The following is a 14,648-nucleotide window of genomic DNA, read 5'->3' as shown; positions in this document are numbered from 1 at the left end:
TCTATTACAGGAGGTTTGATTACTATGTCTAAGCTCATCAAGCGCGGCGACGAGGCCCGGAAGGCCCTGGAAGCCGGCGTCAACTCTCTGGCCGATACTGTCAAGATCACCCTGGGTCCCAAGGGCCGGAACGTGGTTCTGGACAAGAAGTACGGCGCTCCCCTCATCACCAATGACGGCGTGACCATCGCCAAGGAGATCGAACTGGACGATCCCTTTGAGAACATGGGCGCCCAGCTGGTGAAGGAGGTCTCCACCAAGACCAACGACGTGGCCGGCGACGGTACCACCACCGCCACCCTGCTGGCCCAGGCCATGATCCATGAGGGTCTGAAGAATCTGGCCGCCGGCGCCAATCCCATCGTGGTGAAGAAGGGCATGGCCAAGGCCGTGGAAGCCGCGGTGGCCGAGGTCAAGAAGCAGGCCAAGACCGTGGACGGCTCCAAGGACATCGCCCGTGTCGGTGCTGTGTCCTCCGGCGACGAGGAGATCGGCAAGCTGATCGCCGACGCCATGGAGAAGGTCTCTGCCGACGGCGTCATCACCATTGAGGAGTCCAAGACCGCCGACACCTATTCCGAGGTCGTGGAGGGCATGCAGTTTGACCGGGGCTATATCACCCCCTACATGGCCACCGACATGGAGAAGATGGAGGCCAACCTGGACGATCCCTATATCCTGATTACCGACAAGAAGATCTCCGTCATCGCTGACATCCTGCCCATCCTGGAGCAGATCGTCCAGTCCGGCAAGAAGCTGCTGATCATCGCGGAGGACGTGGAGGGCGAGGCTCTGTCCACCCTGATCGTGAACCGTCTGCGCGGCACCCTGAACGTGGTGTGTGTCAAGGCTCCCGGCTTTGGCGACCGCCGCAAGGAGATGCTGCAGGATATCGCCATTCTGACCGGCGGCACCGTGATTTCCGAGGAGGTCGGTCTGGAGCTGAAGAGCGCCACCATGGATATGCTGGGCCGCGCCCGCCAGGTGAAGGTCACCAAGGAGAACACCACCATCGTGGACGGTGCCGGCGACAGCCAGGCCATCAAGGATCGCGTGGGCCAGATCCGCACGCAGATCTCCACCACCACCAGCGACTATGACAAGGAGAAGCTGCAGGAGCGGCTGGCTAAGCTGGCTGGCGGCGTGGCCGTCATCAAGGTCGGCGCTGCCACCGAGACCGAGATGAAGGAGAAGAAGCTCCGCATCGAGGACGCCCTGAACGCCACCCGCGCCGCTGTTGAGGAAGGCGTTGTGGCCGGCGGCGGCACCATCTTCGTGAACGTGATCCCCGCCGTGGAGGCTCTGCTTTCCAGCGTGGAGGGCGACGAAAAGACCGGTGTCCGCATCGTGGCCAAGGCCCTGGAGGCTCCCATCCGTCAGATCGCTGCCAACGCCGGTCTGGATGGCTCCGTGATCCTGGAGAAGGTCCGCACCTCCGGCAAGACCGGCTACGGCTTTGATGCCTACAAGGAGGAGTACTGCGACATGGTCTCCGCCGGCATCATCGATCCCGCCAAGGTGACCCGCAGCGCCCTGGAGAACGCCGCCAGCGTCTCCGCCATGGTGCTGACCACCGAGTCTCTGGTGGCCGATAAGCCCGAGCCCCCCGCTCCCGCTGCCCCCGCCGGCGGCGAGATGGGCGGCATGTACTAAGTGCAAAAAACATCAAGCCCCCTGGCTTTCGCCAGGGGGCTTTTCTCGTGGAGACTCGGCTTGTCGGCGGAGCACAAGCATCAAGCATTGAGTCCTCCACTGCGCCTTCGAGCGGGGTGAGCCGGAGTCGGGAATCGCTTGCGTTCCGGCTATAACGCCGGAATACAGGATACGAAGCTTGTGATGGCAGGAAAGTGGGGGTGACAGGCTTTGCAGCGGCGCCCCGCTTCCACCAGCGGCACAGATGCTGCACATACTGAGTACCAGCAACCATTAAGCCCTTTGGCTTTACAGCCACAGGGCTTTTTCTCGTACGCTGGGGTTCCATCAGCGTTGCCCTCCCCTGCCCATACTCTGGAAACCGCAGTCGGCATGCGTCATGGGCTATGCCTCTGCTCATGTCTGTCCGACCTGATACTTCTTCAGCAGCCGCCACAGTGTCCCCCGGCTGATCCCCAGTTTTGCCGCCGTCTGCGTCCGGTTCCCGCCGCATTCCTGAAGAACGGCCAGCAACTCCTCATAGGACAGGTCGATCCTGGTATGGGCGGCCTTCGGCATCGGCGGCGGGCACGGGGGCGGCGTCTCGGGAGAGGCGGCACTCTCCAGCAGATGGGCGATCAGGCCAGATACAGAGACGCCAGGCCGGTAAAGCACCGCCAGCCGCTCACAGAAATTCTGCAGCTCCCGGATGTTTCCCCGCCAGGGGCAGCTCTGCAGCAGACGGCAGTCGCCATCGCTCAGTTCCAGCGGACAGCCGTCGCCCTCCCGAGCCTGGAAGTTCCGAAGGAAGCTCTGCGTCAGCAGCGGGATGTCCTCCTGCCGCTCCCGCAGCGGGGGCAGATTCAGCTACAGGACATACAGGCGGTAATAGAGATCGCTGCGGAATTTACCTGCCCGGACCAGCGACTCCAGGTTCTTGTTGGTGGCCGCGATCACCCGGATATTGATGGGAGTCACCTGACTGTCCCCCAGCCGCATGATCTCCCGCTCCTGCAGGACCCGCAGCAGCCGCCCCTGAAGTCCCAGGGGGATCTCCGAGATCTCGTCCAAAAAGATGGTGCCGTTGTGGGCGATCTCAAACAGGCCCGGCTTACCGCCCCTGGTGGCGCCGGTGAAGGCGCCCTCCACATAGCCGAACAGCTCGCTCTCCAGCAGGTTCTCCGGCAGGGCGGCGCAGTTGATGGCTACGAAGTTGTTCTGTGACCGACGGCTCCAGGCGTGGATGCTCTGGCTCAACAGCTCCTTTCCGGTACCGGTCTCCCCCACCACCACGATATTGGAGTCCGTCTGGGCAAAGGCCTTGGCCTCCTGGATACAGGCTATCATCCGCGGGCTGCGGGTGATGATATCCCCGAAGGTGTACTTGGCCTTGTGTCCCTTGTAGTGGAGCTTTTTGCGCAGCTGGTCCTCCGTGGTCTGGATCTGCGCGGCGTTCAGCAGGGAAACCACAGTTCCAGCCCGGAGGCCGTGCATCATCATGTTTTTCGTTTTGACGGACAGGTGGGTGTTTTTGTAAGCGATAATCTCGTCCGTGTTCTCCGTCGCGGACACGATGCGGCTCAACGCCGGGGTGGAGAACACGGAGGATGCCGGCTTTCCCAGATACTGTTCCCGGCGGGAGAGCTGCAAAACCTGGATGGCAGCTGGAACCGGGCCGTATTTCTGCCGCAGCTACAGCAGGATATTGACAATGTCCGTTCCGTTGATAATCAGTTCGATCACCCGGATAGAGAGGGAGCGGCAGCACAGGTCCAGATAGATGGCACCCCGAGCGATCATGGCGTCGCAGTCCGGCCACTGCGGCAACAGCCCGGATACCCCGGCCGATGACGCCTCTTCGGAGGATGGCGGCACTGACTGGCCCACCAAATCCATCAACATGATCGTTCCCATGGGCGCCGGGGGCGACACTGACTTTAATGCCCGCACATATGCAAAATATCTGGAGGATGTGTTGGGTGAGACCGTAGTCGTCACCAATATCACCGGCAATGGCGGAGCGCTGGGTTCCGAGGAAGTCAAGAACGCCTCTCCCGACGGTTATACCTGCCTGTTTTATCACACCTGCCTGAATATCAACCAGGCCACCGGCATTGCCGACTACGGTTCCGAGGCATTTGAGACCGTGGCTGTGGTGGGAAAGAGTTCCGGCGAGGCCGTGGTCGTGCGGACCGACGCCATGTATGATGAGTTGAAGGCCGCCCCCACGGCACCGGGCTTCCGGGAGATCATGATCCCCGGGGAGATCGAGTTCCATCTGACCCGGCAGGCGGAGCGGGAGGGTATCGACATCAGCCCCGCCATTGAGCAGGACTTCGCGGATCTGGCCGTCAGGTACGGCGTCCCGCTGGAACTGCTGCAATCCTGCTGACTTTCCAGTGGAATCGGCTGTCCCCCGGCCCCTGCGGGCCGGGGGACACACAGACAGGAGGAATGAAATGCACATCGTCATTTTGGACGGATACACGGAAAACCCCGGCGATCTCAGCTGGGGAGAATTGGAGAAGCTGGGAGACCTGACGGTTTACGACCGCACCAGCCTCACCGATGAGGACGAGATCATCTCCCGGATCGGCGGTGCGGAGGTGGTCCTCACCAACAAGACCCCCATCTCCCGCCGAGTGATGGACGCCTGTCCCTCCATGCGCTTCATCGCCATGCTGGCCACCGGCTATAACGTGGTCGACATAGCCTGCGCAAAAGAGAAGGGCATCCCTGTCTCCAACGTGCCGGTCTACGGCACCCATTCCGTCAGCCAGTTTGCCATCGCCCTGCTGCTTGAAATCTGCCATCACATCGGTTATCATAATGATACGGTAAAGAGCGGGAAATGGGAACAGTGCCCGGACTGGTGCTACTGGGACTACCCCCTGATCGAGCTGGCGGGAAAGACATACGGCCTGCTTGGCTGCGGGAACATCGGCATCCACACTGCCGCCATCGCATCGGCCCTGGGGATGCATGTCATCGCCTACGACATGCGCCAGCGGGACGAAGCTCTGCAGCTGGGGGTGGAGTACGTCTCCCTGGACGAACTGTTCGCCCGGTCCGACGTTCTGGGCCTCCAAATGCCCCTGTTCCCCTTCAACACCGGCATCATCAACCGGGAGAACATCGCCAAGATGAAGGACGGGGTCATCATTATCAATAACAGCCGGGGCCAGATGGTGGTGGAGCAGGACCTGGCGGACGCCCTGAACTCCGGCAAGGTGGCGGCCGCCGGGCTGGATGTGGTGTCCACAGAGCCCATCCGGGGCGACAACCCCCTGCTGACCGCCAAGAACTGCATCCTCACCCCCCATATCTCCTGGGCCCCCAGGGAGAGCCGCCAGCGCATCATGGACTGCACCGTGGACAACGTGCGGGCCTACCTTCAGGGCGCCCCCATCAACGTGGTCAACCCGTGACCGGACCGGGGCGGGCCTTCCGCCCGCCCCGCGCATCCAGAGAGGAGGAAACTCATGTCAAAGTGGATTCTCATGCCGGACTCCTTCAAGGGGACCATGTCCTCCCTGGAGATCTGCCAGCTGATGCGGGAGGCCCTTCTGCGCCACGTGCCGGATGCAGAGGTGGTCTCCATTCCCGTGGCGGATGGCGGCGAGGGGAGCGTGGAGGCGTTTCTGGCCGCCATGGGCGGCCACCGGGTAGAGGTGCCCTGCACCGGTCCGGATTTTCGTAAGATCTCTGGTTTTTACGGTCTGCTGGCCGATGGCTACACCGCCGTGATCGAGATGGCCGCCGCCGCAGGCCTGCCCCTGATGGAAGGCCGTCTCTGTGCTGAGGGAGCCACCACCTACGGCGTGGGAGAGCTGATTCTGGCGGCGATCCGGGACGGCGCCAGGCGCATCATTCTGGGCCTGGGCGGCAGTGCCACCAACGACGGCGGCTGCGGCTGTGCCGCCGCTCTGGGCGTCCGCTTTCTGGACGGCACCGGGGCGGAGTACGTCCCTGTAGGCGGCACGCTGGACCGGTTGTGCCGGATCGACATGTCCCATCGCTTCCCCCTGCTGAACGGTGTGGAGATCGTGACCATGTGCGATGTGGACAACCCCCTCTGCGGTCCCAATGGCGCCAGCGCCGTCTTCGGCCCCCAGAAGGGGGCCGACCCTGATATGGTGACCCGTCTGGACCGGAATCTGCGCCACCTGTCGGAGGTGATCCGCCAGGACCTGGGCCGGGAGATCGCAGACCTTCCCGGTGCTGGCGCCGCCGGCGGCATGGGAGCCGGTGTGATGGCTTTCCTGGGCAGTCGCCTGCAGATGGGGATCGAGACAGTCCTGGACACCGTGGGCTTCGATGCCCTGCTGCCTGGTGCCACCGCGGTCCTGACCGGCGAGGGCCGTATCGACTGTCAGAGCCTTCGGGGCAAGGTGGTCATCGGCATCGCCCACCGGGCCCGGCAGACACGGATCCCGGTGGTGGCCGTAGTGGGCGACGTGGCCCCCGGCGCGGAGGACGCCTATCAAGAGGGCGTCACCGCTATCGTGTCCACCAACCGTCGCGCCGTGCCCTGGGAGGTAGCCCGCCAGTCCGCCCGGGCAGATCTGTGCGCCGCCCTGGAGGATCTCTTCCGGCTCTACAATGCGTTCCGGTCCGCCCGATGACATGAGTGGATTTTTGAAAAGACGGTGCCGGGCGGTAGGAGCCGCCCGGCCTCATTCCCACCGTATCCGGGCTGCCGGCCTCGGGGCACCCTGCCAGCGGCAGCGAGTCTCTCCTCTGCTTCCGGTTTTTTGAAATTTTTCATTTTTTTCGAAGAAACACTTGACAAACGCCGCCGCCTTCTGGTATAGTAATTGATGCCCGTTCGGGTTAGACATTTGGCGGCATAGCTCAGTTGGCTAGAGCATGCGGTTCATACCCGCAGTGTCCCCGGTTCAAATCCAGGTGCCGCTACCAGATCCATGAAGCGCCCCGGCGCTTCATGGACTTCCAAATGGCCCGTTGGTCAAGTGGTTAAGACACGGCCCTTTCACGGCTGTAACATGGGTTCGAATCCCGTACGGGTCACCATCCCATAGGACGCCGTTGTGCACGGCGTCTTATGGGCAGAAAAAAATTACATATCCGTATGGAGGCTTAGCTCAGCTGGTTAGAGCGCCTGCTTCACACGCAGGAGGTCACTGGTTCGAGTCCAGTAGTCTCCACCAAAAAGTTCCTGATTTCGCAAGAAATCAGGAACTTTTCTTTTGCCTCAGGCTCTAAAAGTTTTCTCCAAATTTTCTACTTTTTCTCCGACCAATACACTGACCAATTCGGGGATAGTTTCAGAAGGGACACAGCTCCGGGCGAAATGATTTTGCCTAGTGGTGTCGTATTTTGTTGTTTTATGTTCTAAAATCGGACTTTCTGCGCAAAAGTTTCTTGTAGATAACAAGTCGAAATGTTATACTAAAAATAATTTCAAAAACAGAGAGGAGTATCCATCATGGCTGCGCCGCGTGTTTTTATTAGTTCAACATATTATGATTTGAAGCATGTCCGGAATGATATCGGAGATTTTATTAGATCACTTGGGTATACGCCAGTTATGCATGATAGGGGCGGTGTAGCTTATACGCAAACAGACACTATTGAAAATAGTTGTTATAGTGAATTGACCACTTGCGATATTGTAATCTGTATTATTGGAAATCATTTTGGGACTCAGGCTTCCACAGGCGATTTTTCAATCACCATGGAGGAACTTCGCACAGCTATCAAGAATAAAAAGAAAATTTATATTTTCATCGCTAAAGATGTATATATAGAAAACCGGACATACATGCAAAACAAGGATTCGGGCACCTTTAGGCCCGCATATGCGGATAACATTAAAATTCATCAGTTTATTGAGGAACTGCGTCTCGCAATTAAAAATAACCCGATTGAATCTTTCGAAACTACAACCGATATTGTTAATTCCCTAAAAAGCCAATTTGCTGGATTATTTCAGAACTTTTTGGCTAGGGATGCTTCTTTGACAGAAGCTAAAACAGCTTATGATTTACAGGAAACCACTGAACAATTTAAAGACCTCCTATCTTCTTTTCATAAAGAAACCGAAAGAATGTTTCAGTTTTTGGACGGAACCTTTTTTACAACCAACAATACCATTTACTATATTCGATCTCTGTTGGGTATGAAAAGTTCCACCTTTATTGTTTTAGACCAATCTGGGTTGGAAGAATTTCTGCAAGTAGTTGGATTTTCCGATGATATTGCAGCTCCGGATGAGTCATATTGGAGATACACCAGAGTACATGATGGTATGAAAGAAACAATTACGCTTGATTTGGATCTATTTGATGATAATTATAAATTATTACGATTGCCAATGTCTCGGGTTAAAACCCTGATTCAGTGGGAAACAGAAGATGCCTCTTCTGTTCAAGATGATGAATTGCCGTTTTAATTTCTAAAAATGCACCTTTGTGAGTGTATGTGCTCACAAAGGTGTATTTTCATATTGCCTTCCCTATCACATCGCCCATGGTATCCGCTGCTTCTCGCATCATATCCGGCGTGGCGTGGGTGTAGGTGCTGAGGGTGAAGCCCGCGCTGTAATGCCCCAGGGTGCTGGACAGGGTCTTCACATCCACCCCATTCTTGAGAGACAGCGTTGCGAAGGTGTGCCGGAGATCGTGAAACCGAATATGCTCGGTGCCGATGGCTTTCAGGATCTTCTCGTGGGTATGCCGGAAGGAATCCGGATCGAACATTCCTCCCGTCTTGGGCGACGGGAACATGTAGGGATTTCCCGGGTGCTTCTTGTGCTCCTCCACCAGCAGCTCCACCGCCTGCTGCGAGACCGGCAGGACACGGATGGAATTGTGGGTCTTGGGCTGGCTCACCACCAATTCTCCCTTGGTGCGAGTCACCTGCTTCGTGATGGAGATGGTTCGCTTCTCCACGTCCAGGTCCGTCCAGAGGAGGGCCAGCAGTTCTCCCCGCCGCAGTCCTGTGGTCAGCTCCAGGTAGAAGGGTGCCAGCAGTCCCCGCTTGTCCGCTTCCATCAGATAGGGGCGGATCTTCTCTTCCGGCAGTACCTTCATCTCCCGCTTCTCCATCTTTGGCAGCTTGCGGCCTCTCGCGGGGTTCACCAGGATCAGCCGCTCCGCCACAGCTTGCTCCAAGCAGTTGTTCAGCAAGGTATGGATGCCATGGACCACCCGGACGCTCAGTCCCTTGTTCTTCAGCTGGATGTGCTGGTACCGCTGCACCCGCCCGTTCTTCTGGAGATCGTTGTAGAACTTCTGGATCTGGATCGTGGTGAGCTTGTCCAGCTTGATGTCCCCCAGTTGGGGGATGATGTGGTTATTGATGTAATTCAGATAGTAGTCCTTGGTGTTCTCCCGAAGCCGGGGCTCGGCATAGACCTCGTACCACATCGTCACCCAGCTTTTCACCGTGTGGGTGCCGCTACGGTTCATATCCAGTCGCTGACTGTCCGCGATGGCCTTTTTCAGTTTCTCCTTGATCTCCGCCTGAGTCTTTCCCAGGACATTCTTAATTTTCTGCTTCCCGGGCGCCGGGTCATAGGAGGCCGTGTAGAATCCCTCCCATCTACTATCTTTCCGTTTGCGGATACTGCCCTCGCTGTTGGCGCGTTTCTTCCCCATTCATCATCTCTCCTTTCTCGCCAGCTCACACGCCCGTTGTTCGTCCTCGTTTTCAAAGTTGTACGGCGACTGGGTCTGCCAGCAGCTCCTGTTGGATACCCTGGGCCAGACGGTAACCGGAGATGAAGCTGTTGAGACACGCTTCCTCCCGCAGAGCGTCTTCCAGATCCGCCATCTTCAGGAGCAGTTTCCGCTCCGGCTCATCCAGCAGACGGGTGAGCTGCCTGTAGGTCCGTTCGACTTTCCTGTCCAGATACTCCGCCCTCCGGGATGTCGTCTCGAACCTGCAGCAGAGGGCCTTCATATAGTCACGCATCATGAATCGCCTCCTATCAGCGACACACAATACTATGACCTGACCTCAATAGCTACTCCAACCGGGCAGAGTTATCAAATTGTTAGCAAATTCAGGACCGCTTCCGAAAATTCGGAAGCGGTCCTGAACTTTACACTCACATATGAAGTCTCGGTGATAGATGCTGCTGTTGCTCCATAATCCGCCGATGCACAGGGACCATGATTCTTTCCATTCGGGCAGACAGATAAGTCTGGTAAAACTGCCGCTGCAGTTCATCCAGAAAAGGAACTTCTCTGATGAAAGCCAGCATCTTATCCAGATGGAATCGCGGCATCATGCGCATGACCGCCGCATTGCAGTCCTTGTTTCCAGTTGCCATCAAGAAATCATAGTAGTTGATTTTCCGGTCATTCTGTTTGATGGCAGAAGTCGGGAAGCGGTAAATCCGGGCATTCAGCTCATCCTGATTTGACAAGACCGCCCGCATCACCTGGGCATCTGCCTGCGGCAGCAGACAGCTGCCGCAATCATAGATTGGGGCCAGCGTTGCGGTCTGGGTGTCATCGTGATACAGGAATCCCCAGTTTCCGTTGTGTCGGTCAAAATTCCCCAGAAGCGCATCCACCACAAAGACATTCCAAAAGTGTTGTAGCACTTCCACAGGATTCACGTACTGCTGTTTTTCAATGGTATCCAGAATGTCCTCCAGCTCCGTTCCGGTGCCGCCATATTCAGAATCGATGACGGTATTCTTGATGGAGCAGAAGTCAAACAGCTTACTTCCGTCTGCGGTAAAATCTTTGCAGGCGCAGACGATCTTCGTCTTTCCCCCCACATCATACGTTCCCAGGATGGTTTCCTGCGCGGGGATCCCAACCATGTTGAAGATGGTGCTGGCGATGTGTTCGCTGATACAGCTATTCGTGTAGGACAGCTCCGTTCTCTTTCCCTGACCGGAAGGAGGAAATTTCAGCATATATTGCTCGCCCTGATGTTCGATTGCGATCTTCTTTCCGTTGGCACCGTTATAAGCACGTCCGGGCACACGCTTGCAGTTTGTAAAATCAGGCACTTCATTCACCCCACAGAAACTTCTGACGCAGATAATTGGCATGTTCATGTGTGATCGCGCCATCGTTGATCTCCGCGATGTTGATGCTTCCGTACAGCTCTCCCCACAGACAGTCCAGCAGAGAGGACCCCTCCGCAAGGCCTTCTTTGTATGCGTCCAGATCATGCTGGAGGTAAGGTGGGAGCCCATATTCCCATGAGCGTTCCCGCATGGCTTCCGCCGGCTCCCCGCCTGTCCCTATTGAGCAGACCTGCTTTTGTGCCGACATATCCTTCATAGGAACACCCCTTTCTTTGATTTGTATGTTGTATTTTACCACATTGCCTCGCCGCAAATCAACGATTGCCCTCATATCATATCTTTTCGGTCTGTTTGTCTACCCATTCCTGAAGTTTGTCCTTGGGTATCACAATGCGGGTGCCGATCCTCAGTGCGGGAAAACCCTCGGACCGTGCCAACTCATAAGCCCCGGCACGGGAGATTCCCAGCGCCGCTCCCATCTCAGGAACCGAGAGCATCAGCGGCAGATCTTCGTAAGATTTGAATGTTCCTTTTTTCACTGGATATCATTTCTCCTCTCCAGCCGTAGGAGAGGTTTTTATTTGTTATACTTCGTCTTGTTGATTTATTTCCCCACCATCTGGTGAAGGGAGTGCTCTATAATCAATGGACTCCGTAAAGATTGCGGACAATCACCATCCTTTCATGGTCATGCCGCCCATGCTGACACGATCCATCTCCGGATCTTCGTGGTCATCAGGCCGGTGGCCCAGGGGGTATTGCGCGTCCGGAAGATTCTGTTTTGCCGCCTGTTCCAGCCAATGCCTGACTTTCTCAGCGTCCGGGATGAGCAGCCCGCCGTCCCGATACAGCAGTCCCAGGAAGTATTTGGCATGGATATCGCCGTACTCTGCCAGCTACTCCAGATCTCCCACCGCCTCGTCCCGCTGATCGAGCGGCAGCTTGCGGTCTTCGATCTTGGCCCGTAGCCGCAGGCACTCGTAGGAGACCTCCCAATTTTCCACCCACTCGTCTCGATCTTCCACCTTTTCATCTTCGAATGTCATCACACCCAGGCGGATATTCTCCGCCTCTTGGATGATAGCGTTCTTGATCTGCCGAAACTTTTTCTCCTGGGCCAGCTTTTTTCGTTCTCTGGGCTTATCGTGGCAGTAGTTCTCCACCTCATTTTGGAGGATGCACCACTGGTCATAACACTCACGGACCACCAGCAGTTCCTCCAGCTTGTCCACCGCCTCGTCCACAGTTTTCTTCACGGACTCGGGAAGGTATCCGTAGGACTTTTTGCCCTTGACCGTTTCCAACTGTCCGACCAGCTGCTCCATCTTCTGCTCAATCTCAGGAGCCGCGCAGAGACTTTGCGCCATCTCCTGCGTAAGCTGCCGGATCATGCGGCGGGCTCCCCGCACCAGCTCGTCCCGGGACTGCGACTTTTGTTCGTAGGTGTGGAGCATCTCCTGTTTGAAGATCTGATTGGTGAGCGCGGATTTGATATTGCGGGTAACCATCCCACGTCAGGTCCGCTTCTCCTGGCTGTGTTGACCACGCTATCATGTGCATATGGGGATGCTTTCCCTCGTCGCGGAAGGCGGCATACCAGCGGAAGTGGTTCAGCTGAATGTTCATGGCGGCGGCGATGCCATTGCGATTGACGCGGAGCAGGTTCCGCCATGCTTTGGCATTGTCGCAGCCAAGGCGTGTGGTGTCCTCCCGGTGCGGAGAGAGGATGTACGTCCAGACGTTGCCGGTGTAGTGCTCCAGTTCCGATATGGCGGTGTCCAGGTCCACACGATCCGCGTCACCGAACAGGCCATGGTCACCCAGTCGTTCTGCACGAGGACGTGTTGCGATGTATTTCATGTAACCATCCGTCTGCTGCACCTGCTTCCAGTGTTCCTCCAGCGCCAGGGTGATGAGCGACGAGGCATTGGCTTTTGTAGGCTTCTGTACATAGTCATCATACTCCAGCAGCTCTTTCACATCCGGGAAGTCTTTTGTCAGCTTTGTGATGAGCTGCTCCTGCTTGCGGGTTGGCGGACGGTCATCCGGGATGATCTCCACCCGCTCCCGTGTCGCGATGTAGCGCATGTAACCGTCTGCGCCCTGGTTACCTCCGCACTTGATATACGGACTTTTGACGATCAGTCTTGCCATTCATCCCCATCCTCCCAAGTCTCCCGCACCCGCTGCTCCAGCGAGATGCAGCCATTGGTCTTCCGCACATTTTGGACGCTCTCCGTCCGCCGTCGGCGCAGCTCCTCGCCGCTGAACTGATATGCGTCGGCGAGGATACCAGCCACCAGATCCTGCTCCACCGCTTGCTTGTACAGCAGAGAGGACATCCGGCCTTCGAGCTGGTCCAACAGGCCGTCCAGATAGGACTTGATGGAGGTAGGGAGAAACAATCCAGCGTTGTTGGCGCTGAGGTAGTCCAGATAAAAGTCCACCGCCCGCTCAATGAAGTCGGTGATGCTCCGGCTCCTGTCCTCCTGATACCGGCGCTCCAGAATGGTCTTTTCTCCGGTGACAGGTAGAGGGGAAACTTCTCTTTTTTTCCCATAATGGTCTTCTTTCTGGGTGTGACCCCTGTTTTTTCTTTGTGGGAGTATGCGTTGGGGGATAACGACCGCAGAGATGATATCACGGCCCGGATATTGACTCCATTTTTGAAGCCACAGAAACTCCCGTAATTGCCCGCGCTACGGGCAGAAATGACCGAACAGAGCGGCGCTTGTGACGCCTGTTCTTTATCCAGCATTTTCTTTCGTCCTCCGCAGAGCCTCGAAACCGGCCCAAATTCGTCCAAAATCCCCGGGAGGGGCTGGGACCCTGCTGAGTCCCAAGCCACTCCACACAGGGCCTCACAGGGGGCTCACAGGGAGTCTTCTGCCTGCTGCTCTGCCAGCATCTTCTGCACCCGCTGCCGCTCTGTCTGGGCCTCAAGCGTACTCCGCTGCCGGGCGTAGTAGTCCCGCAATACCTCCTGGATAGACGGCAGGGTGTATTTGAGATTTCCGTTTCGGCGCCGTCCGCTTTTCAGCCGCACGTCTGTGGGCTCGGTGACGATCAGGCCGCGCTCTTCCAGGGCCAGTACGTACTTTCGCACCGTGTTTTCACTCATGCCCACCGCGCTGCCGATGGTCCGGTAGCTGGGCCAGCACTGGTGTGTCCTGCGATCCTCGCAGCGGCGCAGGTAACTGTATACCGCCAGCTCCCCAGCGCTGAGTCCCAGCTGGAACACTTCGTTGGGCATCGTGAAGTAGTTGTTCTGTGTTCTCATCCGCCACCTCCTGTGTGTGACTCCACCCACCGGATGAACGCGTCTTTTGGCACCACCATACGGTTGCCTACCCGCAGCACCGGGAAGCCGTCCTCATGCAGGAGTTCGTATCCGGATGACGGAGACACGCCCAGCACCTTCGCCACCATCTCCGCGTTGAGGAACAGCGGCAGGTCGTCATAGCTTTTGTACTCCGACAGCTTCATGCTTGTGCACCTCCTTTACTCGTTTTGTGTTCTGCCTGAACGAAGGAGCTGCAGGAACTCATCCACAGAGTGGACCATCCCCGCTTCCTTCATGTTCTGGTAGCGCACCATGTCGCAAATCATGTGGAAGTTTACCTCCGCGTCTTCCAGCAGCTTGTCCATGGCAAGGACCTGCTGGCCCACTGTGAGGGTTGTTTTTTTGCCGGGGTCTTTCAGATACGCCCGCACGGCATCTTCCTCCGGCATCTTCTCTCCCAGCACAGCTCTCATCTCATGGATCACACAGTCCAGCGTTTCTTTCTCACATTGCATCTTCAGAAGCATTTTCAAAAACCTGCGGTTGAATTTGGTTCCATCCATAATCCTGTACCTCTTCCTTCAATTGTCATTCATGGCTGCGGCCTTCAGCCATATCTCCGATGTGTGGAAGCGTCGTTTGGGGCACGATGGTTTTCTCAGATCCATCAGAGACATGAGCGCAGGAGAAAAAATCCCCTCATAAGGGGTAGGGATAAAA

At 56.9% G+C, this 14,648-nt stretch carries 18 protein-coding genes and 3 tRNA genes; 8 read left to right on the top strand and 13 right to left on the bottom strand.

The annotated features are described in order from the left end of the window. Nucleotides 1–24 precede the first annotated feature (24 nt). Nucleotides 25–1,653: a chaperonin GroEL gene (groL, locus tag OCV80_RS14975; RefSeq protein ID WP_119311659.1), complete on the top strand. Its 1,629-nt coding sequence runs from the start codon at nucleotides 25–27 to the stop codon at nucleotides 1,651–1,653. A gap of 396 nt (nucleotides 1,654–2,049) precedes the next feature. On the opposite strand, the gene OCV80_RS16700 is transcribed toward groL, so the two are convergent. Next, entirely contained in the window at nucleotides 2,050–2,454 is a 405-nt protein-coding gene (locus tag OCV80_RS16700; protein WP_444000729.1) for a helix-turn-helix domain-containing protein, read from the bottom strand. A 45-nt stretch (nucleotides 2,455–2,499) separates the two neighbouring features. Continuing rightward, entirely contained in the window at nucleotides 2,500–3,282 is a 783-nt protein-coding gene (locus OCV80_RS14965; RefSeq protein WP_136891086.1) for a sigma 54-interacting transcriptional regulator, read from the bottom strand. A gap of 148 nt (nucleotides 3,283–3,430) precedes the next feature. Here OCV80_RS14965 and OCV80_RS14960 point away from each other — a divergent pair, with 148 nt between their 5' ends. The 7 genes from OCV80_RS14960 (at nucleotide 3,431) to OCV80_RS14930 (ending at nucleotide 8,047) form a co-directional block, all read left to right on the top strand. Further along, nucleotides 3,431–4,024 (top strand): tripartite tricarboxylate transporter substrate-binding protein, encoded by a 594-nt coding sequence (locus OCV80_RS14960; protein ID WP_158629723.1) that lies wholly within the window; start codon nucleotides 3,431–3,433, stop codon nucleotides 4,022–4,024. A gap of 67 nt (nucleotides 4,025–4,091) precedes the next feature. Further along, nucleotides 4,092–5,060, top strand: a complete 969-nt coding sequence (locus tag OCV80_RS14955; protein WP_021750299.1) for a D-2-hydroxyacid dehydrogenase — start codon at nucleotides 4,092–4,094, stop codon at nucleotides 5,058–5,060. A gap of 54 nt (nucleotides 5,061–5,114) precedes the next feature. Then, entirely contained in the window at nucleotides 5,115–6,257 is a 1,143-nt protein-coding gene (locus tag OCV80_RS14950; RefSeq protein ID WP_119311662.1) for a glycerate kinase family protein, read from the top strand. 218 nt (nucleotides 6,258–6,475) lie between these two features. Then, a tRNA-Met gene (locus OCV80_RS14945) sits at nucleotides 6,476–6,552 on the top strand. A 39-nt stretch (nucleotides 6,553–6,591) separates the two neighbouring features. After that, nucleotides 6,592–6,666, top strand: a tRNA-Glu gene (locus OCV80_RS14940). Nucleotides 6,667–6,726: 60 nt separating this feature from the next. Then, nucleotides 6,727–6,803 (top strand) — tRNA-Val (locus OCV80_RS14935). A 278-nt stretch (nucleotides 6,804–7,081) separates the two neighbouring features. Then, nucleotides 7,082–8,047, top strand: coding sequence for a DUF4062 domain-containing protein (locus tag OCV80_RS14930; protein WP_119311679.1), 966 nt, complete (start codon nucleotides 7,082–7,084; stop codon nucleotides 8,045–8,047). Nucleotides 8,048–8,096: 49 nt separating this feature from the next. Here the strand turns inward: OCV80_RS14930 and OCV80_RS14925 are convergent, their stop codons facing one another. The 11 genes from OCV80_RS14925 to OCV80_RS14875 all read right to left on the bottom strand — a co-directional run bounded on the left by OCV80_RS14925 (nucleotide 8,097) and on the right by OCV80_RS14875 (nucleotide 14,491). Continuing rightward, on the bottom strand, nucleotides 8,097–9,254 hold the full coding sequence (locus tag OCV80_RS14925; RefSeq protein WP_025543668.1) for a tyrosine-type recombinase/integrase: 1,158 nt from the start codon (nucleotides 9,252–9,254) through the stop codon (nucleotides 8,097–8,099). A gap of 52 nt (nucleotides 9,255–9,306) precedes the next feature. Beyond that, complete coding sequence (locus tag OCV80_RS14920; RefSeq protein ID WP_119311680.1) at nucleotides 9,307–9,573, bottom strand: DUF6809 family protein; 267 nt, start codon at nucleotides 9,571–9,573, stop codon at nucleotides 9,307–9,309. A gap of 133 nt (nucleotides 9,574–9,706) precedes the next feature. Beyond that, the gene (locus OCV80_RS14915) at nucleotides 9,707–10,666 is read right to left on the bottom strand and encodes a HipA domain-containing protein (protein WP_051365464.1); all 960 of its coding nucleotides are present in this window, start codon (nucleotides 10,664–10,666) and stop codon (nucleotides 9,707–9,709) included. Next, nucleotides 10,626–10,976 (bottom strand): hypothetical protein, encoded by a 351-nt coding sequence (locus tag OCV80_RS14910; protein WP_267288533.1) that lies wholly within the window; start codon nucleotides 10,974–10,976, stop codon nucleotides 10,626–10,628. The genes OCV80_RS14915 and OCV80_RS14910 overlap by 41 nt, the downstream gene beginning before the upstream one ends. Before the next feature lies 1 nt (nucleotide 10,977). Next, the gene (locus OCV80_RS14905; protein WP_025543663.1) at nucleotides 10,978–11,184 is read right to left on the bottom strand and encodes a helix-turn-helix domain-containing protein; all 207 of its coding nucleotides are present in this window, start codon (nucleotides 11,182–11,184) and stop codon (nucleotides 10,978–10,980) included. Nucleotides 11,185–11,541: 357 nt separating this feature from the next. Next, nucleotides 11,542–12,099 carry a relaxase MobL gene (gene mobL / locus OCV80_RS14900; protein WP_256264647.1) on the bottom strand — a complete coding sequence of 186 codons (558 nt, stop codon included), beginning with the start codon at nucleotides 12,097–12,099 and terminating at the stop codon, nucleotides 11,542–11,544. Then, nucleotides 11,984–12,799, bottom strand: coding sequence for a MobP3 family relaxase (gene mobP3, locus OCV80_RS14895; protein ID WP_025543661.1), 816 nt, complete (start codon nucleotides 12,797–12,799; stop codon nucleotides 11,984–11,986). The genes mobL and mobP3 overlap by 116 nt, the downstream gene beginning before the upstream one ends. After that, nucleotides 12,787–13,092 carry a hypothetical protein gene (locus OCV80_RS14890; protein WP_249390852.1) on the bottom strand — a complete coding sequence of 102 codons (306 nt, stop codon included), beginning with the start codon at nucleotides 13,090–13,092 and terminating at the stop codon, nucleotides 12,787–12,789. The genes mobP3 and OCV80_RS14890 overlap by 13 nt, the downstream gene beginning before the upstream one ends. Before the next feature lie 425 nt (nucleotides 13,093–13,517). Next, nucleotides 13,518–13,925, bottom strand: a complete 408-nt coding sequence (locus tag OCV80_RS14885) for a helix-turn-helix domain-containing protein (RefSeq protein ID WP_021750602.1) — start codon at nucleotides 13,923–13,925, stop codon at nucleotides 13,518–13,520. Continuing rightward, complete coding sequence (locus tag OCV80_RS14880) at nucleotides 13,922–14,131, bottom strand: helix-turn-helix domain-containing protein (protein ID WP_021750603.1); 210 nt, start codon at nucleotides 14,129–14,131, stop codon at nucleotides 13,922–13,924. Before OCV80_RS14880 ends, OCV80_RS14885 begins: the two co-directional genes overlap by 4 nt. Before the next feature lie 15 nt (nucleotides 14,132–14,146). Then, the gene (locus tag OCV80_RS14875) at nucleotides 14,147–14,491 is read right to left on the bottom strand and encodes a hypothetical protein (RefSeq protein ID WP_021750604.1); all 345 of its coding nucleotides are present in this window, start codon (nucleotides 14,489–14,491) and stop codon (nucleotides 14,147–14,149) included. Between the last annotated feature and the right edge of the window lie 157 nt (nucleotides 14,492–14,648).

It is taken from the genome of Oscillibacter acetigenes, assembly GCF_025567605.1.
Taxonomy (GTDB): domain Bacteria; phylum Bacillota; class Clostridia; order Oscillospirales; family Oscillospiraceae; genus Oscillibacter; species Oscillibacter welbionis.
The sequence above is the reverse complement of the archived record's forward strand: the minus strand, read 5'-3'. Positions and strand labels throughout refer to the sequence as shown.